Source organism: Terrimonas pollutisoli, assembly GCF_029360765.1.
Lineage (GTDB): Bacteria > Bacteroidota > Bacteroidia > Chitinophagales > Chitinophagaceae > Terrimonas_B > Terrimonas_B pollutisoli.
The window spans coordinates 77,123-102,127 of record NZ_JARKNA010000002.1 but is presented as its reverse complement, the minus strand read 5'-3'; the positions used below and the strand labels follow the sequence as shown (position 1 = coordinate 102,127).

Below are 25,005 nucleotides of genomic sequence, written 5' to 3'. Positions count from 1 at the left end.
ATTAATTTTTAGGAGGTTTTACTTCTGTCGTATCAGACGGCAACATAGGAACAACATATCCTCCCGAATCGAGCTGGGTAGCTGGGAAAGCTTTTTTCAAAGTGGCCCAATCTGCATTGTTCACTCCCGTTTGGTAGAGATATAAGTTCTTTAAATTTTTCAGTTTACTTAATTGAAGCACGCCTTGTGCGGTTACTTTTGTACCTACAAGGTTCAATGATTGCAGTTGTTGCAATGATTGCAATTTGATAACTCCCTTATCTGTGATATCAGTATTGTTTAACTGTAACCTGGTTAGTGAAGTAAGCTTTGCGATATGATCCAGGGTCGCATCCGTAACAGCGGCATCATCCAATTTTAACCAAACGATTTGTTTCTTTAAAGGCTCAAGCAATTTTATTAATGAATCGGCACTACCAGCAGCAGTTACAAAACTTACCAATAAATAATTACTGTTTTGCGCAACCGGCGTAACGATGACCCCGGCACTTTTAAGTTTGCCGACATCTTCGTCCCTGGCTTTGGCTACAGGTGTTTCCGGAACATCCCCTGCCTTTTTATCTGCATCTGCCGAACCGGATTGCAAAGCCAATAATACTGGTTTTATTTTTTCGGTCTGTTTTAAGTCTTTTACTTTCTTATTAAAATCTGCACCGGTGTTGATCCACCAGTGTAATAAAGATATTTCGGAAGGTGATAGTTGCGATTTTTCTTTGGGCGGCATATGGTCTTCATCCGTCATTGGCAGCAATAAACGTTTGATCATTTCGCTTTCATCAGCTTTACCTGCCTCGATTACTTTTCCATCCTTCCCTCCCTTTAAAATATACTCCTGCTGATCCAGCCGCAGTTTTCCTTTTTGCTTGTTGGCGCCGTGGCAATTGTAGCATTTTGCCTGCAGCAATGGCTGTACCACATCTGCATATACTACAGCCTCCTGTATGTTGGGAATGGGTTTCATCACCACCCCTTTTTCATCACCACTATCCAATCCCTCGGTTAAGTAATCTGAACCATGCGTAAGCGAACCACCCAGGTGCCCTGTTATTGTTATCAATAAAATGATACCACCAGAAAAAACATTAGCGGCTTTATCACCAATCGATAATTTATACAAAAGATAAAGTGCCAAAGAGGCAATAGCAACAAAAATTCCCATCCACTGGTGACGTCCGACAACGGCGCCATCATAGTCACCACTCAATGAAAGCATATAACCGCTGATGCAGGAAAATACAGCACCCAGCATTCCCCAGAAAAACATCACCGGGATAGCAGGTTGTAAAACGGCAAACCTTGGCTTTATCGTCAGCAATTGAAAAAAACAAGCCAGCAACAAAATACCGATCGGTAAATGAACCAATATCGGGTGAAAACGACCAATGAGATCAGGGATTGATAAAAGCATATTTATTTGTAAGCAATGAGCGGTAAGTGACAAGCCGCGAGCCATGAGCTGCGAGCTACGAGATTTACAGCCTCGAAGGTTTTTTATTTATTGAATTTATTCATGAAACTTATCAGCATTTTCTGTTCTTCGTCAATATCTTTTAAGATTTGATTTCTCATTTCTTCTTCACCATAATTTACCGCCGCAGCAATCAGCACCTGCGTCTCTACAACTACACCCCATATCTTTTTCTCAGCAACTGCATCATATGCACATTGATCGCCCATTGATCAGCTAATGGTTGTCTTGTATAAGGCAAAGTGGGCATATAATCCGCCGGACCAAATTCTGTTAAGATGGTCATGCGTTCACCGTTTTTCTTTTTCCGTTCAGCCACTTTATCCCACCAGTCAAAATGCTGTTTTACGATCACTTCCCATTCAGGCGCACGGGGATCATTTACCTGTGGTCCTTCGGGATGACCAATGCGGGCATGAATATGTTCTGTTCTTTGTAGTGCCATCTCTACCGTCTCCTTCTGATCACCCAACATACTTTCATGCACATTACACCAATGCGATACATCAAAGGTTAGTTTCAGCTCTGGAAACTTTTCCATAAACTTCCGGGTGACATGCGCAGCAAACATGATCCTCGAACGGTGGCTCTCATGACAAATAGTAATACCTGACTGTTTAGAAAGCTGCGTGGTATGATTGACAAACTCACTATTCTGTTCGAAACTAAAATGATCTCGTCCTGAATGACAATTAATGTAAAGTGGCTTCTGCACATTATTCATGGCAGCAGACATCGTCACCTTCCTGAAGAATTCGAGATGTTCTTTAAAATCAGGTTGCCAGCCGCCGCAAAGAAAACCCACATCTAAGGAGTGCTTTTTTAAAGCGGTGAAAAGCTCCTGCTGATCTTTTACTTCATTGGGCCACCAGATCTCTATTCCATCATAACCTTCTTTTTTGGCAGCAGCACAAAACTGATCGGTTGTACCATTGAAACCCCAGTTGGTAGCCAGTATTTTTAATTCAAAGTTTTTATTCACTATGGCTGATTTATAAGGTGTAGCAAAAATATCTAACGGGGAAAATAATAAAGCGGCAGTAGCAGATGTAGTGGTTTGAATAAAGTTTCTTCTATTTTGATTCATCAGGTAAAATGAAATTGATTTTGTTTCTTACAGTTTGTTCAGTAACGATCAGGAAGTACAAGAGTGCGACGCAACGAAAGCTGATAGTAGCAAGCCGTTGGCTTCATCCTCATTACACCTCATCCTCTTATCCTTCTCCAAAGGAGAAGGACGGCGCAGCAGTGCAAAGCCAAACTTTTGTAACTAACATATCAACGCTATAATAAATCCGTTCATCCATTTTCCTCATCATCACAATAATCTCACAAATCCCGGTTCAGACTATGCTATAATATCCTGTATCACTTTACCCGCTACATCTGTCAACCTGAAAGGCCTTCCCTGGAACGGGTAAGTAAACTCCTCGTGATTAAATCCTAACTGGTTTAAGATCGTTGCCTGGATATCGAATGCATCCACTTTGCCACTTACGGCACTGTATCCTATTTCATCTGTTTCTCCATGCGTATAACCTTTCTTAATCCCACCACCTGCCATCCAGATAGTGAATGCTTCAGTATGATGATCTCTTCCCTTAAATGGATTTTGTGCACCATTGCGGTTTTCCATCATCGGTGTACGTCCAAATTCACCGCCCCATACCACTAATGTTTCTTCCAACAAACCTCTTTGCTTCAGGTCGAGTAATAAAGCGGTAATACATTTATCGATGCTGCGATATTTATTAATGATGCCAATATTCAGGGCATTGCTGGCATTATCACCATGTGCATCCCAACCCCAGTCGAACAACTGTACATAACGAACTCCTTTCTCAACGAGTTTCCTGGCTAATAACACATTGTTTGCAAAACAGGCTTTACCGGGTTTGGTGCCATACATGTCATGAATGTATTGCGGTTCATCATTTATATTCATTACATCCGGCGCCGTGATCTGCATCCGATACGCCATTTCATATTGTGAAATGCGGGATAATATTTCAGGGTCATTGTACTCGTTATATTCCTGTTGATTTGCTTTATTAATCGCATCAATAGAAGCTTTGCGAAGATTGCGGCTCATGCCATCAGGATCTTTGATAAACAAAACAGGATCTCCTTCGCTGCGGCATTGTACGCCCTGGTACACCGAAGGAAGGAAACCACTGCCCCAAACACTTTTACCAGCATCCGGGAAACTGCCGCCACTCGTAAGCACCACGAAACCTGGCAGGTTTTGATTTTCTGTTCCCAATCCATAAGTTACCCAACTACCCATGCTTGGTCTTCCCAACCTCGGACTACCGGTATGCATCAGCAATTGCGCAGGTGCATGATTGAACTGATCGGTAGTAACGGCTTTTAAAAATGTTACTTCATCGGCTACGGTTGCAAAATGCGGTAAGTTCTCACTGATCCATGCGCCACTTTGACCATGCTGTGCAAACTTTGCTTGCGGGCCCAACATCTTGGGCACGCCGGTGATGAAAGCAAACTGTTTTCCTTCCAAAAAAGATTGCGGGCAATCCTGGCCATCCATCTTCGCCAGCTCGGGTTTATAATCAAATAACTCAAACTGCGATGGTGCGCCGGCCATATGCAAATAAATCACACTCCTGGCCCTGCCGACAAATGGCGGCGACTTGGGCAACAACGGATGCGCCGGATCAAAAGCGATAGACGGCGCCACTGTTTTTCCCCTGCCGCAACTTCCCAATAACGAACCGATCGCTAATGCACCAAGGCCCATGGCACTTTCTTTGAGAAAATGGCGACGGGTATGCATTCGCATGGTTGCCGCCTGTGCTTCTCTCAGCAATCGCTGATCGTGCAATTCTTTTTGTGTCATGTTGTTTAATATTTATTTAGCCAACATCAGTGCTACTATCATCGTTTGTTGCGTCGCACACTTCATCATTCTGTTCGCTGATCAGCAACCCACCCCAGTTTCCTACAGCACTTATCTTACTAACTTCGCCCCTCCGAGGGGGGGGAAGTTTCCTTAGTATTTCATTCGAAAGCTATTTTCATAAGAACATCCAAATAAAATTCCAGCTATCATCTATCTCAATGCTCATCATTTTCGAAGACGCCGATAATTTTTTTGAGTCGTCGAAAAGCGAGGGCTGTGAAGCAGCAAGTCCCCTTTAGGGGATTTAGGGGTTTACAGCTTTCTCAACTTAATGTTCTTAAACCACACCCCGCTACCATGATCCTGCAAACAGATATATCCTTTCTTCGCCATGCCATACGACGGAGTATCCTTCCATTTTCCTTCTGATTTTCTTTTTTTCCAATCATCCGACCAGGCTTCAAACTCTACTACTTTCACGCCATTCAGCCAATGCTCACGATGTGCACCTTTCACCACAATCTTTGTCGTGTTGTATTCGCCGACGGGTTTGGCTGCATTTTTTACTGCAGTGTACATAGCGTAATCAGCACCGGTCTTTTGCCAATTCTCCAATTTGTCTGGATAACCTTCATCATCAATCAACTGATACTCCGGGCCGGTGAGGTAGGCGGCATTTTGTTCTTCTGTCACATGATACATGATACCGCTATTACCCTTGGGTGCAATTTTCCAATCGATCGATAATTCAAAATTTTCATACTGATCTTTGGTAATGATATCTGCACGCAGATCACTTTTATCCGTTTCACTTCCTTTACAATACAGTTCGCCATTTTTTACACCCCAGCAATCGGCAGGTTTGTTTTGATACATGCGCCAGCCATTCGTGGTTTTTCCATCAAACAATAATTGCCAGCCTGCTTTCTTTTCCTCGCTGGTCAGTGTGTTGTCTTTTTGTTTGTAGAAAGAAAATAAGGTCATACTACCTGCAGTTAAGGTGATTGCGAAAATTATTTTTTTTATCATTGATTTAATTTTTTGAACTATTGAATAATCGTTTCTCAAAGGCCTCACCTCCTTCTCCCTCTCCGTTTGGAGGGGGGGCGGCACTTATTGTAAGGCCAATCTCCATACCTACCACTTCAACTGTATAACGCTTCTCATCACTTTCGGAGATGCTGAATCTCTCGGAGTCTCCGAAAAGCGAGGGCTGCGCTTAGTTCCTCTCTTTCGGAGAGGTTAGGAGAGGCTTTTCAATTTCACCGGGTCCCATTTCACCGGTTTGTCAGTAAAATAACTATCGTTGCAAAGCAATGCCGGCGCCGCAGCCCTGAATCCGAATAAGGAGTCTTCTGTTACTGATTTCTTGTCACGGATAGCGTTAAAGAAATTATTGAAATGATCGAAATGCGCTCCCTTATAACCTCTTTCTACTTCAAACACCGTTGTATTGGGCGGTAGTATTTTCTTTCTTTCATAAGCACCGGGGTTATCCTTGTTCAACTTGGTTGCCATCAGTGGGTCATCTGTAGCGGCATAGGCTTTATTCCGGCTCAATGTTACCTTATCCCATTCTACATTCATGCTGCCTTCACTTCCAACTAATCGCAGGTAAGTACTGTCTGCTGTACCATCTACAAAATTTACCCGCAGGGATAGATTGAAAGCCGGGTGCTCCGGTGTCTCTGCATAATCAAACATGCCCATCAGCACATCAGGAACTTCACGGCCATCCTTCCAAAAGCGCAATCCACCCATAGCCATTATTTTTTGCGGACCTTTTGAATTGGTAATAAAATGCAGGCTGGAGAAAAGATGAACAAATAAATCGCCCGATACACCTGTTCCATAATCTTTGTAACAACGCCAGCGGAAAAAACGCTTGGCATCAAATGGACGATCGGGGTATTTATTTAAAAACATTTTCCAGTCGACTGTTTTCTCCGATGCGTCTGCCGGAATTTTATATTGCCAGGCGCCTTCAGGAGAATTACGGGCCCAGAATCCTTCCGCATAATTTAATTTCCCGATAGCACCGGCCGCCAATAATTCCTTGGCTTTTTCATTACCCAATGAACTAACACCCTGGCTACCTACTTCGTATACCACTTTATTTTTTGCCTGTGCTTCCACAACAGCGGTTCCCTCGGTCACATCATGCACCATAGGTTTTTCGCAATACACAGCTTTGCCACTGTTCATAGCAGCAACCGAAATATCCTTGTGCCAATGATCAGGTGTAGCTACGATCACCGCATCAATATCTTTTCGTTGCAATATTTCACGATAATCACGGGTAGTGAAAATATCGCTGCCATAAATTCTTTTAGCATCAGCAAGCCGGCCATCATACAGATCGCAGGCAGCTACCAGTTTTACACCGGGAACCGTGATGGCGGTATTAGCATCTGCCAATCCCATACCACCTGCACCAATTAGTGCTATTTGAATAGTATCGTTCGCACTAAATTGTTGTAGTCTTTTCAAACTTTCAATTCTTGCTGCAGGGTCAGCTGCTTTTAATACTTCCGGAACCATTGCAGCTCCAACAACTCCTGTCGTGAACTTTTGGATAAAATTTCTTCTCGATGATTGCTTGCTCATGTATGTATGTTTTATTTTTGTTACCCTTCCGATCCCGACAGGTAGTCGGGACCATCTTACACAGCCCCGCTTTTCGGAGTTTCATTAATTTTTTTGAGAACACTCTCCACAGTTTTATAAAATTCATCCTCAAAAAAACTCCCGAATTCTTTCAGCATCCTCGACCTAAGTTCCCCTTTAGGGGACAGGGGTTTTAATTCTTCGTCACTACTTCATCCAGATTCATCATGGCATTTGCCACTACTACCAATGCCGCGGTAGAAGCATTGGTATGCTCACCATTCACCCCGATCATTTCACAGGTTTTCATTTCATCTCCTTTAAATTCATTCAAAGCCTCGTTATACAGATCAACAAATATCTTTTGCGTGGCAGCAGGCATTGGTTTATACAACATGATCTCATATCCTTTGGCGATTTGCCGCTGTATATCATTGCTGCCTGTTTCCTGTTGCATGCGGTAGGCAAAATGGCGGGCCATATCCAAATAAGCAGAGTCATTTAAAGTAACCAAAGCCTGCAATGGTGTATTTGTACGAACACGGCGGGCCGTGCAAAGCACCCGTTGCACACCATCGAAACTGATCATAGATGGATAAGGTGCAGTTCTTTTCCAGTAGGTATATACAGCACGCCGGTACTGATCTTCACCTTTGCTATTCTCCCACCTCGCACCATTGTAGGGCGATAACCAAATGCCTTCCGGTTGCCAGGGCATCACACCCGGACCAAACATTTTGGGGCTCATTTCACCACTGATGCACAAATGTTGATCACGCAGTTGTTCTGCACTCAGTCTCACTCTTGGCCCTCTTGCATAAAATTTATTCGCCAAATCTTTTTGTTTCAGCTCATCGGTCAGTTTTGAGTCCTGCCGGTAGGCTGCACTCATCACTATTTCTTTCAATGCCTTTTTGATGCTCCACTGGTGATCATTCATCAGCTTCCAGGAAAGATGATCCAATAGCGATTTATGAGTGGGCGGAATACCTTGTGTGCCCATATCCTCTAAAGTTTCTGCTATACCGGCGCCAAACAATTGTTCCCAAAGGCGGTTGACCACTGTTCTTGACACAAGCGGATTTTTTTTATCCGTCAACCACATCGCAAGACCCAAACGGTTTTTTGGCGCATTGGCCGGCATGGCAAAACTTAATGATTTTGGAACAGCCGGCTCCACTTCTTTACCCAGTGTTTTTTGATTACCTCTTTCAAACACATGCGTTTTTCTCCATAGGTTGGAAGGATTTTCTACCATGATTGGAGTAGCCGGCACATCGGCATTGACCAGGTCCCAGAATGCCTTTTTTACGATTTCATAACCAGCTGTTCCCTTGCCCGGTAGTTCCGGCAAAAAAGCAAACCAGTCAAAAATGATCGCAAATTCCTCTGTGTTTTCAGGGAAAGTAAGGCTCTCATACCGGAGGTAAATATCATGCACACCGGCATGTTTCGCCAGGCCAACTGATTCTCTTCTCCATTTGTCAACTGCTTTCAGGTTGATAGTTGTCAACAGTGGCCCATCGGGTGAGTCAATATGAGCTGATAAAACGCCGTTGGGTTTATTGGAATAAAAATTCCAGATCATTTGGCTGGCGTTTTGGAGATCGATATTTTTTAACCGGGCGATAGAATGATTGCGCATGGCTAAAGCATAATTCTTTCCTGCTATAACCGCATTGGTCATGCTGTCAGCGGTGGTAGAATTGATAGCCGGCTGACCGGTGCGTAAAAATTTCTTTATATAGTTAGCTTGTTGTTGCGACCCACGTTCTTTCACCCAGTTGGTGATTTTATCCAGCTTTAGCTTCATCGTGTCATCAAAATTTTTCAGCAATGGATATTCACCGGGCACATCTTCATCTCTTGTATTGTTGAAAAAAGCCAGGAATTTATAATACTCATCATGACGAAAAGGATCATACGGATGACTATGACATTGCACGCAGGCAAACGTAGTGCTCATCAATGATTCCCAGGTAGTATTGACCCGGTCCATCACTGCGGCGGTTCTAAACTCTTCATTATCGGTACCGCCTTCATCATTGGTCATCGAGTTGCGGCTAAAGGCGGTAGCGATATATTGTGCATCGGTCGGATCAGGTAAAAGATCACCGGCGATCTGCTCGGTTAAAAATTGATCATAAGGTTTGTCTTCATTGAATGAATTGATCAGCCAATCTCTGTATTTCCAGATAGTGCGTCCACCATCCGATTCATAACCCTTTGTATCGGCGTAGCGGGAAAGGTCGAGCCATAGCGAGGCCCAACGCTCACCAAAATGCGGTGATGCTAATAAAGAATCTACTAACACTTCATAACTTTTATCATCCGTGCTTTTTAAATATTGTTGCGCTGCCGCTGATGAAGGATACATGCCGATCAGGTCAAGACTCACTCTTCTTAACAGTGTTGGCTTGTCTGCTTCCTTCGATGGTTTTAAACCTTCATCATCTAATTTGGCAAAAATGAATTTGTCGACATCGTTGCGAATCCATTTATCATCTTCATCGGGAATATCTGTCTTTGCCACTGGCAAATAAGCCCAGTGATCACCCCATTTCGCTCCCTGTTTGATCCATCTTTTCAAAATGCTTACTTCATCTTTACTCAATGGCTCATGTTTATAAGGCATTCTTTCTTCGGGGTCGTTAATGGTAATGCGCCGGATCATTTCGCTGCCTTCGGGATCACCGGGAATGATAGCCGGTTTACCAGATTCGGTTTTTGCCAGGGCGTCTTCCCGGAATAACACACTGAATCCTGCTTTTGCCTTTACCCCACCATGGCAGGCAATACATTTTTTATTGAGAATCGGTTTTACATCGGCACTAAAGTCAACCTCTTTTCCTGGCAGCAAAAATTTATAACCGATAAATGCAGCTACTATTAAGCCAATAACAAGCAGAAACTTTTTATTCAAAAGAAAATTCATAATGGCAACGTGGTAGTAAAATATGTTCGGATGATGAACGCCCTAACCGCTTAAAGTTACGGATTTTGACCTCTCTTTCGCCACGGAAATCAAGTCAAACGTTTGCTTATAATTTCTATTTGGGCAGTTGCATAGCAATAAAAATGCATTTATTATTTTTCCAGTGCATTGGGCAATTTATAAACCCAGGCATAATTGCACGGATTATTACCCGGATTTAAAGCCGGCGCTGTGATCACCAGCTTTCCACCACTACTTTTATAACGGATAGTGCCTGCAAAACCCGGCATCGTGATGTTTTTAACAGCCTTAATACCATTCAGCTGTATTTCATTTTTCCATTTAGTCGTGATCACATACAGGTCGTTTCCTTTCCTGGTAAAGTATATATCAGCCGGTTTGTTTTTAGGCGCTTCTTTCCATGCGGTGGTTTCATAGATGGCTTCGCCATTCACTTTCAACCAGTCGCCCATATCTTTTAACCGCTGCTGCATGATGACAGGTATGGTGCCATCGGCAGCGGGGCCGATATTCAGTAACAAGTTGCCGCCACGGGATACAATATCAACTAACATATGCACCAGCTTTTCGCTGCTGGTATATTGCTCCAGGTTTTCATTCCGGTTAAAACCGAATGATTCACCAATACCGCGGCACTCTTCCCATGGTCTCTCCAAACTTGATTTTCCGCTTCCATATTCTGTCGTTGAAAATCCGCCATTGTTGCGACCTCCACCCCATCTGTCGTTGGTGACAACTGTATTCTTCACCGGGGATTCATTATATAACCAACTTAAATATTCACGGCTGCGCCAAACAGTATCTGATTGATCCCATTCACCATCGGGCCAGATGATATCGGGATTGTAGCGTGTCACTAAATCTTTCAGTTGTGGCAACATATGTTGATCAACATATTTTTTTACATCCTGTTTATACAAGGGGTTATACCATTCATAGAGCGAATAATAAAATCCCATGTGAAGGCCTGCTTTTTTTACAGCGCTGGCAAGATCGCCGGCGAGATCACGATGCGGGCCCGCATCCACAGCATTCCAGTTCCATGATTCACGACTGGGCCAAAGCGCAAATCCATCATGATGCTTGCTGGTGAGCACTACATACTTAGCGCCGGCATTTTTAAATACTTCAGCCCATTGATCAGGATTGAAGAGTTCGCATTTAAATAAAGGAGCAAAGTCCTGGTATTTAAAATTGGGTCCGTATGTCTTTTCATGAAAGTCAACAAACTCCTTATGGATCTTGAGTTTTTTATTATTCAATCGTTCCCAATACCATTCGGCATAGTTGCTGCCAAAACCGTCTGCATTAGAATTAGTAGCCCATGAAGGCACTGAATATAAACCCCAGTGAATAAAGATGCCAAATTTTGCATCGGTAAACCATTGAGGTATTGGCCTATTGTTTAACGATTGCCAGGTGGGCTGATACATTTGCGCCAATAATGGAGATTGCAATTGGATAAGTAAAGCAATAACAAGCAAACAACGTAACATAGCAACGAAATTTATTGATTCTTAATTGCCGCCTATTGAAAAGAAGCCTGGGTATATTAAAGAAATAGTGAAAAGGCTGGAAGCTTTTCATAGCAAGCGTAAATCCAAAAAGTATTTGGCAATAATAAGTCATAAATAGATTGAGCACGGAAAAGCCGGTGAAATATTAACGATTCGAAATTATCAGGTTCTGGTCTTTTTTTACCTGATTGATGTTTATTGTATTTACGCAAACGTTTCTCCTGGAAATTGGAAATAAAAAAGCAACAAAACAGTCAAAATTTGACTAATTTAGTATGTATAAACATGCATGTTTCATGAAAGGACGATTGGTTGCTTGCTCACTCCTTATCATTATTGTTACCGGGATCAGTGCTGTATCTTGTTTCCGAAATACATCGAGTAACGAGACGGCCCTTCCTAAGACGGTCAGCTTTAACTTTCACATCCGTCCTATTCTTTCCGATAAATGTTTTAAATGCCATGGCCCGGATGGCAGCCACCGCGAAGCTGGTTTAAGACTCGATATTCCTGATAGTGCATTTGCGCCGCTGAAAGAAACCAAAGGTGCTTTCGCCATTGTACCCGGCAAACCCGAAGAGTCGGAACTGTATAAAAGAATTTCAAGTACAGATACGTCGTATATGATGCCAACACCCGAATCACATTTGGGCGCTTTGTCAGAATATGAAGTAAAGCTTTTCAAAAAATGGATACAACAAGGTAGTAAATATGAATCACACTGGGCATTCACCCCTCCTGTAAAAACGGAAGTACCGGAAGTAAATGATAAAGATTGGGTAAAGAATGAGATCGACTATTTCATTCTCGATAAGCTGAATGAAAAAAAACTAACACCCAATGAAGAAGCTGATAAAGAACGATTGCTGAAACGAATTTGTTTTGACATCACGGGATTGCCGCCATCCGTTAGCATGATGAATCAGTTCATAGCTGATAAATCGCCTAACGCTTATGAAAAAATGGTCAATGCTTTATTGCAAACACCACAGTATGGTGAAAAGATGGCGGTGCATTGGATGGATGTAGCCCGCTATGCTGACAGCTACGGTTACCAGGATGATAATATCCGCACACAATGGCCCTGGCGTGATTGGGTGATCCATGCTTTCAATAAAAATATTCCCTATGATCAATTTCTCACCTGGCAGATAGCCGGTGATATGCTGCCAGATGCGAATAAAGAAAACATCCTGGCCACCGGCTTCTTCCGCAATCACAAATACACGGAAGAAGGTGGCGTGATAGATGAAGAATACCGCATTGAATATTTATTGGACAAAACAAAAACTTACAGCAAAGGCATATTGGGTATTACCATGGAGTGTGCCCAATGTCATGATCATAAATATGATCCCTTCTCACAAAAAGACTATTACTCTTTACTCGCCTTCTTTAATAATACCAAAGAAGTGGGTTATGAAGGTGATGTAAGTGTTTCGAAGCCGGCCAAAAATCCGATTCTTACCATCAGTGCGGAAGACCGGAAAGAACTTCTTTCATTTATCAATTCGAAAGATACTGCTGCTATGACGGTATCAGTAATGGGTGAAAGAGATTCATTGCGCAAAACATATTTATTAAACCGTGGTGCGTATGATCAGCCAGGTGAAGAAGTAAAAGCTGCTGCTGTAAAAGCAGTAATGAAATTTGATACCACTAAATATACCCGCAACCGTCGCGGCCTGGCGCAATGGACAGTCGACAAAAAAAATCCCTTGACTGCAAGAGTATTTGTGAATCAGATATGGCAGGAATTCTTTGGCAGAGGTCTGGTAAAAACTTCCGGCGACTTTGGTATGCAGGGCGAATTGCCATCACATCCTGAACTATTGGATTGGCTGGCCGTTGATTTTATGGAGCATGGCTGGGATATCAAACGATTGATAAAACAAATTGCGATGTCGGCAACCTACCGGCAATCAGCAAAAGTTTCGGATGCTCAGTTGAAAAAAGATCCGGAGAATGTTTATTTATCAAGGGCGCCCCGCCAACGGTTGAAAGCAGAGTTTGTAAGAGACATGTATTTAGCCAGCAGCGGCTTGCTGAATAAAACAATTGGCGGACCCAGCGTAAAACCCTACCAGCCAAAAGGCATTTGGGAACTGGCTTCGTCGGGTCGTGGTGTGCTCGCTACTTACCGGCAGGATCATAACGAAGCGTTGTACCGCCGCGGCTTGTACAATTTCATTAAGTTGACAGTGCCGCCGCCGGGCATGATCATGTTTGACGCCAGCAACCGTGACCAATGTGAGGTAAAAAGATTAAAAACCAATACGCCACTGCAGGCATTAATTATGATGAATGACCCGGCCGTGCTGGAAGCCTCAAGAGTATTAGCACAATCGTTATCAGAAGAGCAATCTGCTGTAAAGGAAAAAATCACAACAGCTTTCCGACGGATCATCTGCCGCCAGCCATCGGAAAAGGAAATTAAACTATTGGAAGATTATTATAATGAACAACTGCCTTTGTTTCAACAAAAGAAATTAAATGCAGCCGTCACGTTAAAAGTGGGTGAATACCCTATGAATAAAAAACTGGACGCTAATCAGACGGCAGCATTGATGAAAGTGGTGAATACGATTTATAATATGGAAGAGGCGATGGTGAAATAGTGGCCCGGCCTCCTCCCGACCTCCTCCAAAGGAGGAGGCCACCAATGCACAGCCCTCGCTTTTCAGTGTGCCTGATGAAATAGTAAACATCGAAAATGTCGAATAGAGATATGGGGTGATGTGGTAGTGATGAGGTTTGGATTTGCAATAAAGCACCGTCCCTTCTCTTTGGGAGAAGGGATAAGAGGGATGAGGCCGTGTTCCGTACGATGAAATGTGCGACCCCGAGTTCCGTCGCTTTGCTCCTCGTCGGGGCAGGCGCAACAGACGATGACCAAAGAACAGAACGCTGGTATAAAAAATTATTTATGAAAAAAGAAATTCTTGAATATGCACTAACCATCAACCGGCGAAAATTTCTTTCCCGGCTTGGGTTGGGCATTGGTGGTGTGGCATTGGGGTCTTTATTGATACCTGATCTTTTTGGCAGCAGTGAAGAAGAAATGGTGATGACAGGCCTGCCCCATTTTGCGCCAAAGGCAAAACGCATCATCTACCTGTTCCAGAATGGCGCCCCGTCACAGCTTGACCTGTTTGATTACAAACCGATGTTGCAAAAAATGCATGGCCAGGATCTGCCGGCCTCCATCCGCATGGGCCAGCGACTGACGGGTATGACGGCCAATCAACAAAAATTCCCACTGGCCGGAAGTGTTTTCCAATTCAATCAATACGGGCAGGCTAGAGCCTGGATCAGTGAGTTGCTGCCGCATACTTCTAAAGTGGTGGATGATCTCTGCATCATCAAAACCATGTTTACCGAAGCCATCAATCATGATCCGGCATTGACGTTTTTTCAAACCGGTGCACAGGTAGGTAACCGGCCCAGCATGGGATCATGGCTGAGTTATGGCCTGGGAAGCGAGAATAAAAATTTGCCGGCGTTCTGTGTGTTGTTATCAAAAGGAAAAGGCAATGGACAGGGCGTATATTCCAAACTATGGACCAATGGTTTTTTAGATTCCATACACCAGGGTGTGCAATTCAGCAGCGGTGAAAATCCTGTGTTGTATTTAAACAATCCTGAAGGCATCGATAAAGACGACAGAAGAAAAATGCTGGATAAACTGGCTGCACTGAATGAAGAGTCGTACAAGGAATTTGGCGATCCCGAGATCAATACCAAGGTGCAGCAATACGAAATGGCTTACCGTATGCAGACTGCGGTGCCGGATATCACCGACTTAAGCAAAGAGCCGGAAGATATTATCAAGCTATACGGTCCCGATTGTTTGACACCGGGTACCTATGCCGCCAATTGTTTGCTTGCAAGAAAATTGTCAGAGAATGGTGTTCGCTTTGTGCAGTTGTATCACCAGGGTTGGGATGGCCATGACAATTTACCCGATCAAATAAAAGGACAATGCAAAGATGTGGACCAGGCCTCTGCTGCATTGATCACTGATTTGAAACAGCGTGGCCTGCTTGATGAAACATTGGTAATATGGGGTGGCGAATTTGGCCGCACCAACTATTGCCAAGGCATATTGACAAAAGAAAATTATGGAAGGGATCATCACCCGAGATGCTTTACTGTGTGGATGGCAGGTGGTGGTGTAAAACCCGGTGTGTATGGCGAAACAGATGAGTTTGGTTATAACATCGCAAAGGATCCCGTGCATGTGCACGATTTTCATGCAACGATCCTTCACCTGATGGGCCTCAACCATGAGCAGTTAACCTTTAAACATTTGGGACGGCGATACAGGCTGACCGATGTATCGGGTGAAGTAGTGAGGGGGATAATTTAAACCCTCCCGACCTCCCTAAAGGGAGGCCACCAACACGCAGCCTCGCCTTTCAAAGACTCAACTAATTATCGGAGTCGTCGAAAATGCTGAGCAGCGATATGAAGATGATGTGGTAGTTATGAAAATCATTAAAAATATAAAGCACCGCTCCCTCCCTTTGGGGGTTCTCGAACGAAGTGAAGAGAAGGAGCGAAGTTCGGAAGGAGGGAGAGGCCTATGAACCGTAAACAATTCATAAAACAAAGTTCCATTGCAACAGCAGGTATGTTGTATGCACCGGCTATCATGCGTGGTGCAGCACCTGAAACGATTCTCGGTCACAACAACAAACGCTACCGGATCAATACCAATTGGAGCCAGGCGAATGCGGCGCAATTCCCGGTAAAAGATTGTCACGAAATGGTACAGGACAAACTGGGCCGCATCATCCTGCTCACGAATGAAACAAAAAACAATGTGCTCATTTATGATAAGGGTGGAAAACTACTCAGCAGTTGGGGACATGAATATCCCGGTGCACATGGTCTTACCCTGTTCAATGAAAATGGCCAGGATGTTTTATTTATCTGCGACAACAACCTCCACCAGGTAATCAAAACAACCGTGGATGGGAAAGTATTGATGACGCTGAATTATCCCAAAGAAACCGGTCAATACAGCAAAGCAGAGGAATATATTCCTACCGAAACCATTATTGCTCCCAATGGTGATATCTATGTAGCCGATGGGTATGGAAAAGATTTTGTGATACAGTATGATTACAAAGGCAATTATATCCGTCACTTCGCCGGTCGTGGTGAGGGTGATCAGTATGTCGTCAACACGCATGGCGTCTGCATCGATAACCGGGATAAAAACAATCCCTGTTTAATTGTGACATCCAGAGTGCAGAATGCTTTCAAGCGATACACGATGGAGGGGAAATATATTGATACGATTCCGTTGCCCGGCGCCTGGGTATGCCGCCCCGTTGTCCATGGTGATTATTTATATGTGGCCGTGTTACAAACCAATGCCCGGCTCGATGAAAAATCCGGGTTCGTGCTGATCCTCGATAAGAACTATAAAGTGGTGTCGAATCTCGGTGGTAATCTGCCGGCTTATACCGGTAATAAACCCGGTGAGATGTATCAAACCATCAAAGTATTTCAATACCCGCATGATGTATGCATCGATGATGAAGACAATCTCTATGTCGCCCAGTGGAACTCAGGTCATGTGTATCCTTATAAATTGTCGCCGATATGAGAAAACGGGTTGTACTATTTTTTGGTTTCAATTTTAGCCGAACAATAAACTTTACGCTTCCTTTCTTTTTTGTCTTGACACAAAAAAGAAACAAAAAAAGTCTCCCGATAGCTATCGGGACGAAAAAAATGACTAAAAATTACTTCACAAGCCTAAACGCAGCGAACTCGCCTCACCCATGCTTTATACCTCAACGATACCACGGGCTCGGACAGCGCTGCGTTTTTTACGGCTTGTTCCGTAATTTTCTTAGCGCCATTTTTTCGAGGCCGTTTATTCAGTACATGCAAATAATCGTTCTGGCACTCGTATTAGTTTTATTGAATTTCCAGAAAAGTTTCGGCCAGCAAAAGTTTCAACTGGCGCCGCCAATGCTGAAATACGAGTCGGGTTTCTTTTCGGGTAAAACATCGTTTGAAGTTATCTTTAATCAACCCGGGGCTGAAGTTCGCTATACATTAAATGGTAATGAGCCGACACAGAAAGATTTTTTGTATTCGAAAGCGGTGTCGATTACAAAAAAGACCCTGGTAAAAGTAAAAGCATTCGGCAACGACTTTCTTCCTTCGGAAACAGTGACCGCTTCATTTATTACCGAAGGCAAAAAGATTAAGCAGGCAATCTATTCAAAACCCAACGAATCCTATGCCAACAGCAAAGCCAATATCCTGATTGATAATATTGGCGGCCAGGTCAATTATCGTTCGGGTAGCTGGGTGGGCTTTGATAATGACACCGTCACCATCGACATCGAATTACAAAAAAAAGAAAAGGTCAGCAAGGTGCTGATCAGTGTGTTGCAGAATGAGAAAAGCTGGATTTTTTTACCCGAACAAATATTGGCTTACTATTATAACGAGCAACAAAAAGCTTTTTTATCGCTCGGCAAAGAAACATTTCAATTCGATGAACCGGGACCCAAACAAGTTAATATCCGGGAGATAAATCTTTCCACTGCTATTAAAACAAAGCAGCTAAAACTGGTTTTCTTCCCGCTGAAAAAAATTCCCGCCTGGCATGGTGGTAAAGGCAATCATGGCTGGCTCTTTCTTGACGAAATAAAAGTATACTGATACACATGCAACGCTGGAAAAATTATTTGTTCAATGCATCACTGGCTCTCAACTGCCTGCTGGTATTTTTGTTATTTTTTGAAAGCAGGTTGTCCATTCCGGCCTGGCTGCAGGTTACCGGTCGCATGCATCCGTTGATCCTGCACTTCCCGCTTGTATTAATTGTATTATATGCTATCGCTGTAGTAGTTCGTCCGCCGCATAAAAGCGGTGGTGGTGATACCTATAGTCAATCAACAGAACTGTTGTTGTTATTCGCTGCCTTCACCGCGGTCATCACTTCACTCATGGGTTTGTTTTTATCGAAAGAAGAAGGCTATGATCCCGAAGCGTTGTCATGGCATAAATGGGGTGGCGTAGCTGTTTCTGTTTTCACCTTGCTGTGGTATAGTTTCAACAAACAGCTCCATGCAAAAAAAATTGGCGTCGTTCTTACATCAGCTTTCGCTTTAATTCTAATACTTTTCACAGGTCACCAGGGAGCCGGCATTACCCATGGAGATAATTTTTTACTGGCACCCATCATGCCGGAGATAAAGCCATCCATCGTTTCGTTGGAAGAAGCTGCAGTACTTACAGACATGGTAAAACCGATTTTGAAAACGAAATGTGAATCCTGCCACAACAGTAAAAAAGCCAAGGGTGAGTTGATCATGGAGTCGGAAGAACTGTTATTGAAAGGCGGAAAAAGCGGCCCGCTTTGGGATAGCACGGAAGCTGATCTCGGTTTAATGTTGCGTCGGGTGCATTTACCATTGGAAGCAAGAAAACATATGCCACCAAAGGGCAAGCCACAGTTGACGGAAGATGAGATCGCCATCATCACCCAATGGATACGCAAAGGAGCTGACTTCAACTTACGGGTAGCTGATCTGCAACCCGCCGACACATTGCATCAACTGGCGGTGAAAACTTTTACCCCCGTTGAAGTAGCCAGCTATGATTTTGATGAAGCCGATCCTTCGGATGTAAAAAAACTAAATACCGTGAACCGTGTTGTGAGCAATGAAGCCTTGGGTTCACCGGCGCTGGCCGTTAATTTTTTCCATAGCAATCTCTTTACCGTCGACCAGCTCAAAGAGTTGAATAAAATAAAAAAACAAATCGTCAATCTCGACCTGGCCAAAATGCCGGTGAAGGATAAGGATCTTGAACTGATCGGCGATTTTGAAAATATTCGCCGGCTCAACCTGGCTTTTACACAGGTGACAGGTACCGGTTTAGCCGGTTTAAAAAAATTAAAGTTCCTGCATACGCTTACGCTATCGGGAACCAAAGTGACCGCACGGGACCTGGCGCAATTGCAAAATTTTCCCGAATTAAAAACAGTATATACCTGGAACACGCCGCTAAACACCAGGGACATAGAGCAGCTGCAAAAGAAGTTCAGCAACGTTCGTTTTGAAACCGGCTATAAAGGTGACACTACCATCATGAAATTGTCGCCGCCGGTACTGTTAAATGAAGAAAGTTTTATTTCTGCCGCCATTCCGCTTAAACTAAAACATTATATCAATGGAACTACGATCCGTTATACCACGGATGGCACCGATCCCGACAGTCTTCATTCCGCAGTGTTCAAAGGTGATGAAACCATCAGCGGCAGCAGCTATATCAAAGCAAAGGCCTTTAAAGCCGGCTGGACCAGTAGCGATATCATTGAAGCGAATTTTTATAAAACTGGTTACACACCCGACACCGTTATTTACCTGACAAAGCCAGATAGCAAATACATTGATGAAAAAGGAAAGGTATTGATCAACCGCGAAAAAGGCGAAGCCGATTTCCGTTTTGGTGGCTGGGTAGCTTACCGGGAAAACCGGATGGAATGTTTATTGGAACTGGCGCAACCCGAACCGGTGCAAAGCATCACGCTGAGTTCGATGATCGATATCGGTAGCTATATCATGCCTGCGCAAACGGTAGAAGTATTTGGTGGTAATGATGCAAAAAATTTAAAGTTGATCGGCCGGATGCAACCCGAACAACCAAAAAAGATGAGATCCACTTATACCAAGGGTTTTGAATGCAAACTCAAAACGGCTCCTATAAAATACCTCAAATTGGTAGTAACACCAGTTGCCAAACTTCCTGCCTGGCACCAGGGCAAAGGTGAAAAGGGTTGGATATTTGTGGATGAAGTGTTGGTGAATTAATGCAAGTAGCGATATAGTAGAAATTATCGATAACTGAATTTGTATTAGCGAAAGTTTTTTGAACCCAAAAAACTTTCGCTTTTTCTTTTAAGCGATTGTAAACTTGCTTGCTGAGAAAATTGCTTCGGTCTTTGGATGGCGGAAACTTTGGTATATTTTTGAATTACCGGTCAGCATACAGCAACAGTTATTCAATTCAAATGACATTTTATTACACTGCAAGAGGGGCATATGATAAGAACTACGGCACTGAGGCAATGTCCTGGGACAAATACATTGAATGGAGTAAGCTAACACAAGTGACCGAACTTGTATCACTTGACGGTATGTTAAATGAAGTTTTAATCGAACCAGACCGCAATAACGCAGACGACTGGAATTATATCATAACAGATGAGCATTATGAAACTGGTTTCTTTAAGACACTTGACTATGTTTTAAATAGGGTAAAGAACCAAGGCAGGTTCAATCTCCTCGCAGTCGTAATTGAGCCAACAGAGAATTGCAAAAATATTATACTTGACGAATTTGAATTCACAGGATATGACCTGTTGGATAAAGATTACAGTATAAGTGCCTTGGTAAATTGTGGCGGTTTTGATGAAACGTTTTTGCCAACTGACCTTAACAAATTTGGACTTCTAGATGATTACGATAATGCGTATGATATAAAAAAAAGGCTGCTTGAAAATAATCCAGAAGAACATCATGCGAACACCAACGTGATTGCCGTTTGGCGACATATTAGAATTGGACGACAAGGCAAAAGCACATAACCGGTTTACTCGGTTCGGGCTGAACGATCACAGGCTATCGCTACATCGCCAAGCCCTGGACGTAGCGGCAACCTTAGTCAGACTCTCTGGACAAACTTGACAATTTTAGGAAATGATCATTAATGAACTTTTTGGCAAGACAATAACAAACATCTATGCGAAGTTTGGTATAGAGCAAGGGTGGCTTGACACAGCAGACTGTTTCATCGAACTGGACAACAATTTAATTATAGGATTCCCTTTTGGTTTTTCAGAAGAAGTTTGGGTTAGAAAACTCGACCCTCATGCGACAACTCTCTTCAAGGACTTATCAGACTATCCAGTTTATCATGTAAATAAGGAAGGAAAGTCCATTGGAGAAATTGCAGCGTCCTATCAAAAGAAGAAACGAAATATTTTTAATAGGATTAGAAAGGCTTTATTTGGACAAGAAGTAATAATCAAAGAATATCAACCCTACAAAATTGAATACAAGGAGAATAAAGCAAAGTATATTCTGAACTCTAAAATATCAGACTTTCTCTGGTATGACGACGGATCAGAAAAAGGATTTTTCCTGCTTGACAATGGGTATGTAATTACAGAAACAACTATGTCTCCGAGTGGAACTGGACTTGCAGGACTCAATTATTATCAATCACTTGAAGACTTAGCCAAATCAAAAGGAACAGAATTTGTCCGCCTCACTGAAACACGACAAGGCAGCCGCTAACATTCGGTCCTATATATAGGCACTTAGAGAAGGATAATATTGTTTATTATTTCTTTTGAAAGTAAGATTATATCGACTTTGGATGGCGGAAACTTTCGTATATTTTTGTTAGCGGCAACCGCCTTTAGTTAGTAGAAGTATATACAAACCCCTTCTCAATATTTCCCAGGCAAATACGTTCTAGTGAAACATTTTCCTTCATTTTAAAATAAATACATGAAAATCGGCCTTAAAGTCTGGCAGAGGGTTCTTGTCGTACTGGCATGTTTTGCAGCAGCTCTCGTTGGATTTATGATAAAGCTGCCATCGGGTTTCAGACATATCGACAAGGAATTACATGCAACGTTTTACTTTCTGGCAGCTGCTCTTTTAAATGTTTTATTTGCAGGTACAAAAATTGTAAGGCATGCGATCATATTCATTGCGCTTTATTTGTTCGGGATGGCAATAGAGTACGGACAAGAGTATTCCAACAGGTTTTTCCGTACCCGAATACACGGCCGCTTTGACCCCGAGGATATTCAATCAAATCGCAATGGCTTAATAGCTTTTTCGCTGCTTTGGCTTTCATGTATAGTTGTTATACTGGTTTACAAAAAACTTACATTGAAAAACGAAGGATATAATTCAAAAGTGCCATAAGCCTCATCAATGCCTTACTGGTTAAAAAGTCCAAGATTCATTAAGTAGTGCCGCATAACAGAGCCCTTGTTGGTCTTCATGCACGTTAACTGTAGTTCGGCCTGACGTTTTCTAACTAACATTTTTATCTTGAACAATATAAAATTCCGACGTGACGGAATGTAAAAAACCACACTTCGCCAATCCGATGCCCATTAATTGCCATTAAGAAAATCCTAAAATTAACAAGTTGCTTCATTAGTGAATCGGGTATCCATATCTTGCTTTTCATATAACTTCTGCTCATTTCAAATCATTCTAATGACAAAAATTTATACGCTACTTGTCTTTCTGGGTTTCTTATATGGATGTTCTGGCACAGTCAAAAACAACAGTACCCTAATGCAAAATCAAAAAGGCTTTGTTTTCTATTCGCCTGTTATACGGGATTCTTTTGTGATCTCGCTACAGCTTCCTGAAGAATACCAAAATAATACAATGAAAAGTTATCCGGTTGTGTACCTGACTGATGCCAATTTCCATTTCTCTATGTTAGCTGCCACATTGAAGCAATATGAAAAAAACGGACTTCTTCCACCGCTTATTTTAGTAGGTGTAGGATATAAATCCTATGAATTAATGGATTCTTTAGGTGTAAGAGACTATATGTATCCGGCAGCCCTACCCTCAGACGAAATGAATGCTGTTGGAGGAGGGAGAAGGTTTGATTCTTTCATAGTAAATCAGCTGATGCCATATATTGATTCTACCTATCATACCGACAAAGCCAATCGTACTTTATTAGGACATTCCTTTGGTGGATACTTCTCTCTGCTTGCCTTATTGGATCAAATAGAAACAAAAAGAAATGATTTTAAAAATTTCGTATCTGCAAGCCCGTCTTTATGGTATAATGATTTTTACCTGAACCAATTGCCCGGCAAATTAAAGGAACTGAATAATAAAGACTCCATAAAGGTGTTTTTGAGTGTGGGAGGATTGGAAGATTCAACCTGGAATGTTTCACCAGTTAAAACATTTGCAAAACAAATCGAACATGCAGGACCAGGGCATTTCCAATTCCAGTGTAGAATCTATAACGATCTGGAACATATGGACGTTGCACAACTATCGTTTGTAAAAGGATTACAACAATTCTATAATCACAAGAACAATTAAGCTGTAGCTAACCCGTCTTCCCCACGAATGCCCGCATTTCGCCCTTGTCGGTCTTACTCAAAAAAGCACGCCGAACATTTTGTTTCAAAACCGATCATTACCTGTATCATTAGCGAACATTTGGGCTTGGTTCGGGTTTTAAGATTATTGATTTTCAATACCTGGATTGTGGGCATTGTCTTTGTGAGATGCAGGAGAATAAAATACCTGCATGAAAAAAATAACTGTTTCGATTATTTTAGTAACAATCATCAACCATGCCTTTGCCCAATCTTCAGGAGCTGATTTATTTATTGATTCATTTGTGAAAAAGAATTCCTTTAATGGCACTATCCTTATTGAGCAACATGGAAAAACCATTTATAAAAAAAGTTTTGGTTTTGCCAATATGACTTTCAGGGTTCCCAATACAGTTGATACAAAATATAAAGTGGCATCAATAACCAAAGCGTTCACAAGTGTGCTCATTCTCCGGTTATACGAAGACGGAAAAATAGATTTAAATAAGACATTCAACACCTACCTGCCGGATTATACCGGACCAGCGGGCAGCAAAGCAACCGTGAAACAGTTATTAAATATGACATCCGGTATGCATAACATGGATGCCGGAACTGATTTAGAATCGGCTTTAAAGAAGGGAATTCCGCAATACCAGAGACCCTATACATCCGCCGAATTATTACTAAAATATTGTAGCGACACATTAGAAACAGAGCCGGGTGCAGCATTTGACTACAACAATGCTGATTTTATAATTCTTGGTAAACTAATAGAAAAAATAAGCGGCAAAACATTTGAACAAAATTTAAAAGAAAAATTATTGCAGCCTTTACAAATGAATAACTCAGGTATGCTTACGCAGCAAGATATTATTGAAAAACTGGCTGACACTTATTTTTACAGAGATGATATAAAAATGCTTGCAAACGATTTGCCTGTTTATTGGAGCAATTGGTATGCGGCCGGCTCTATGTATTCAACAGTTGATGATATTTTGAAATTTTCAAAGGGTTTATTCGGTGGCAAACTTTTAAAAGAGGAGACATTAAGCCAGATGTTCACATCAGGACTTGGCGAGTATGGTTATGGTGTTTGGGTTTATAAAAATTATGAGATTAATCATAAAATGTTTTCCATTATTAAAAGACCAGGCTCTATAATGGGGGCGCAAGCTATGCTGTTTCATATACTAGAAGATAATTCAACAATTATCATATTAAGCAATACAGGCACCGTAAGCCTTGATGAGTTCGCAGCCAAAATCGCTGACAAGATTATTAAATAATATACCAGCGTATTGATCCGTTTCGTTCAAACACCGCCTGAACGGGCTAATAAAGTAAAAAGTCTGACAGTGTCAGGCAAATCCGTCAGACTAAAAACCTGGCTTCGTCAAATCGGTTTACGTTCTGTTGGCGCTTCTGACATGTCGGACAATTCTCTTAATTTTATGACTAAAC

At 42.4% G+C, this 25,005-nt stretch carries 18 protein-coding genes; 11 read left to right on the top strand and 7 right to left on the bottom strand.

Annotated features, from left to right (window positions below):
* Position 1 precedes the first annotated feature (1 nt).
* Both P2W73_RS04500 and P2W73_RS04495 read right to left on the bottom strand, forming a co-directional pair.
* Entirely contained in the window at positions 2 to 1,408 is a 1,407-nt protein-coding gene (locus P2W73_RS04500; protein ID WP_276500799.1) for a c-type cytochrome domain-containing protein, read from the bottom strand.
* A gap of 214 nt (positions 1,409 to 1,622) precedes the next feature.
* Positions 1,623 to 2,555, bottom strand: coding sequence for a sugar phosphate isomerase/epimerase family protein (locus tag P2W73_RS04495; protein WP_276500798.1), 933 nt, complete (start codon positions 2,553 to 2,555; stop codon positions 1,623 to 1,625).
* Positions 2,556 to 2,563: 8 nt separating this feature from the next.
* Here P2W73_RS04495 and P2W73_RS04490 point away from each other — a divergent pair, with 8 nt between their 5' ends.
* Positions 2,564 to 2,758: a hypothetical protein gene (locus P2W73_RS04490; RefSeq protein WP_276500797.1), complete on the top strand. Its 195-nt coding sequence runs from the start codon at positions 2,564 to 2,566 to the stop codon at positions 2,756 to 2,758.
* A 58-nt stretch (positions 2,759 to 2,816) separates the two neighbouring features.
* Here P2W73_RS04490 and P2W73_RS04485 read toward each other — a convergent pair whose 3' ends face one another.
* From P2W73_RS04485 to P2W73_RS04465, 5 genes are all read right to left on the bottom strand, one after another.
* Positions 2,817 to 4,325, bottom strand: coding sequence for a DUF1501 domain-containing protein (locus P2W73_RS04485; RefSeq protein ID WP_276500796.1), 1,509 nt, complete (start codon positions 4,323 to 4,325; stop codon positions 2,817 to 2,819).
* 315 nt (positions 4,326 to 4,640) lie between these two features.
* Positions 4,641 to 5,357, bottom strand: coding sequence for a 3-keto-disaccharide hydrolase (locus tag P2W73_RS04480; protein ID WP_276500795.1), 717 nt, complete (start codon positions 5,355 to 5,357; stop codon positions 4,641 to 4,643).
* Positions 5,358 to 5,570: 213 nt separating this feature from the next.
* The gene (locus P2W73_RS04475; RefSeq protein WP_276500794.1) at positions 5,571 to 6,935 is read right to left on the bottom strand and encodes a Gfo/Idh/MocA family protein; all 1,365 of its coding nucleotides are present in this window, start codon (positions 6,933 to 6,935) and stop codon (positions 5,571 to 5,573) included.
* A gap of 193 nt (positions 6,936 to 7,128) precedes the next feature.
* A complete protein-coding gene (locus P2W73_RS04470; protein WP_276500793.1) occupies positions 7,129 to 9,870 on the bottom strand; it encodes a DUF1553 domain-containing protein in 2,742 nt (913 codons plus the stop codon).
* 152 nt (positions 9,871 to 10,022) lie between these two features.
* Positions 10,023 to 11,387, bottom strand: a complete 1,365-nt coding sequence (locus tag P2W73_RS04465) for an alpha-L-fucosidase (protein ID WP_276500792.1) — start codon at positions 11,385 to 11,387, stop codon at positions 10,023 to 10,025.
* A gap of 317 nt (positions 11,388 to 11,704) precedes the next feature.
* On the opposite strand from P2W73_RS04465, the gene P2W73_RS04460 reads away from it, so the two are divergent.
* The 10 genes from P2W73_RS04460 (at position 11,705) to P2W73_RS04415 (ending at position 24,830) form a co-directional block, all read left to right on the top strand.
* Complete coding sequence (locus P2W73_RS04460) at positions 11,705 to 14,026, top strand: PSD1 and planctomycete cytochrome C domain-containing protein (protein ID WP_276500791.1); 2,322 nt, start codon at positions 11,705 to 11,707, stop codon at positions 14,024 to 14,026.
* A gap of 308 nt (positions 14,027 to 14,334) precedes the next feature.
* Entirely contained in the window at positions 14,335 to 15,777 is a 1,443-nt protein-coding gene (locus P2W73_RS04455; RefSeq protein ID WP_276500790.1) for a DUF1501 domain-containing protein, read from the top strand.
* Positions 15,778 to 15,993: 216 nt separating this feature from the next.
* Complete coding sequence (locus P2W73_RS04450) at positions 15,994 to 17,025, top strand: 6-bladed beta-propeller (protein ID WP_276500789.1); 1,032 nt, start codon at positions 15,994 to 15,996, stop codon at positions 17,023 to 17,025.
* Positions 17,026 to 17,309: 284 nt separating this feature from the next.
* On the top strand, positions 17,310 to 18,098 hold the full coding sequence (locus tag P2W73_RS04445) for a chitobiase/beta-hexosaminidase C-terminal domain-containing protein (protein ID WP_276500788.1): 789 nt from the start codon (positions 17,310 to 17,312) through the stop codon (positions 18,096 to 18,098).
* A gap of 5 nt (positions 18,099 to 18,103) precedes the next feature.
* Positions 18,104 to 20,254 carry a chitobiase/beta-hexosaminidase C-terminal domain-containing protein gene (locus tag P2W73_RS04440; protein WP_276500787.1) on the top strand — a complete coding sequence of 717 codons (2,151 nt, stop codon included), beginning with the start codon at positions 18,104 to 18,106 and terminating at the stop codon, positions 20,252 to 20,254.
* 131 nt (positions 20,255 to 20,385) lie between these two features.
* Positions 20,386 to 21,030, top strand: coding sequence for a hypothetical protein (locus P2W73_RS04435; RefSeq protein ID WP_276500786.1), 645 nt, complete (start codon positions 20,386 to 20,388; stop codon positions 21,028 to 21,030).
* Between the two features lie 112 nt (positions 21,031 to 21,142).
* On the top strand, positions 21,143 to 21,742 hold the full coding sequence (locus P2W73_RS04430; protein WP_276500785.1) for a hypothetical protein: 600 nt from the start codon (positions 21,143 to 21,145) through the stop codon (positions 21,740 to 21,742).
* 216 nt (positions 21,743 to 21,958) lie between these two features.
* The gene (locus P2W73_RS04425) at positions 21,959 to 22,384 is read left to right on the top strand and encodes a hypothetical protein (RefSeq protein WP_276500784.1); all 426 of its coding nucleotides are present in this window, start codon (positions 21,959 to 21,961) and stop codon (positions 22,382 to 22,384) included.
* Between the two features lie 381 nt (positions 22,385 to 22,765).
* Positions 22,766 to 23,542, top strand: coding sequence for an alpha/beta hydrolase (locus P2W73_RS04420; RefSeq protein ID WP_276500783.1), 777 nt, complete (start codon positions 22,766 to 22,768; stop codon positions 23,540 to 23,542).
* A gap of 211 nt (positions 23,543 to 23,753) precedes the next feature.
* On the top strand, positions 23,754 to 24,830 hold the full coding sequence (locus P2W73_RS04415) for a serine hydrolase domain-containing protein (RefSeq protein WP_276500782.1): 1,077 nt from the start codon (positions 23,754 to 23,756) through the stop codon (positions 24,828 to 24,830).
* Positions 24,831 to 25,005 lie beyond the last annotated feature (175 nt).

Coding starts and splice junctions, on each gene's coding strand:
- P2W73_RS04470 (WP_276500793.1), bottom strand. CDS start 9,870: ATGAATTTTCTTTTGAATAAAAAGTTTCTGCTTGTTATTGGCTTAATA.
- P2W73_RS04455 (WP_276500790.1), top strand. CDS start 14,335: ATGAAAAAAGAAATTCTTGAATATGCACTAACCATCAACCGGCGAAAA.
- P2W73_RS04420 (WP_276500783.1), top strand. CDS start 22,766: ATGCAAAATCAAAAAGGCTTTGTTTTCTATTCGCCTGTTATACGGGAT.
- P2W73_RS04440 (WP_276500787.1), top strand. CDS start 18,104: ATGCAACGCTGGAAAAATTATTTGTTCAATGCATCACTGGCTCTCAAC.
- P2W73_RS04500 (WP_276500799.1), bottom strand. CDS start 1,408: ATGCTTTTATCAATCCCTGATCTCATTGGTCGTTTTCACCCGATATTG.
- P2W73_RS04460 (WP_276500791.1), top strand. CDS start 11,705: ATGAAAGGACGATTGGTTGCTTGCTCACTCCTTATCATTATTGTTACC.
- P2W73_RS04425 (WP_276500784.1), top strand. CDS start 21,959: ATGAAAATCGGCCTTAAAGTCTGGCAGAGGGTTCTTGTCGTACTGGCA.
- P2W73_RS04490 (WP_276500797.1), top strand. CDS start 2,564: ATGAAATTGATTTTGTTTCTTACAGTTTGTTCAGTAACGATCAGGAAG.
- P2W73_RS04445 (WP_276500788.1), top strand. CDS start 17,310: ATGCAAATAATCGTTCTGGCACTCGTATTAGTTTTATTGAATTTCCAG.
- P2W73_RS04480 (WP_276500795.1), bottom strand. CDS start 5,357: ATGATAAAAAAAATAATTTTCGCAATCACCTTAACTGCAGGTAGTATG.
- P2W73_RS04495 (WP_276500798.1), bottom strand. CDS start 2,555: ATGAATCAAAATAGAAGAAACTTTATTCAAACCACTACATCTGCTACT.
- P2W73_RS04465 (WP_276500792.1), bottom strand. CDS start 11,387: ATGTTACGTTGTTTGCTTGTTATTGCTTTACTTATCCAATTGCAATCT.
- P2W73_RS04485 (WP_276500796.1), bottom strand. CDS start 4,325: ATGACACAAAAAGAATTGCACGATCAGCGATTGCTGAGAGAAGCACAG.
- P2W73_RS04450 (WP_276500789.1), top strand. CDS start 15,994: ATGAACCGTAAACAATTCATAAAACAAAGTTCCATTGCAACAGCAGGT.
- P2W73_RS04475 (WP_276500794.1), bottom strand. CDS start 6,935: ATGAGCAAGCAATCATCGAGAAGAAATTTTATCCAAAAGTTCACGACA.
- P2W73_RS04430 (WP_276500785.1), top strand. CDS start 21,143: ATGATCATTAATGAACTTTTTGGCAAGACAATAACAAACATCTATGCG.
- P2W73_RS04415 (WP_276500782.1), top strand. CDS start 23,754: ATGAAAAAAATAACTGTTTCGATTATTTTAGTAACAATCATCAACCAT.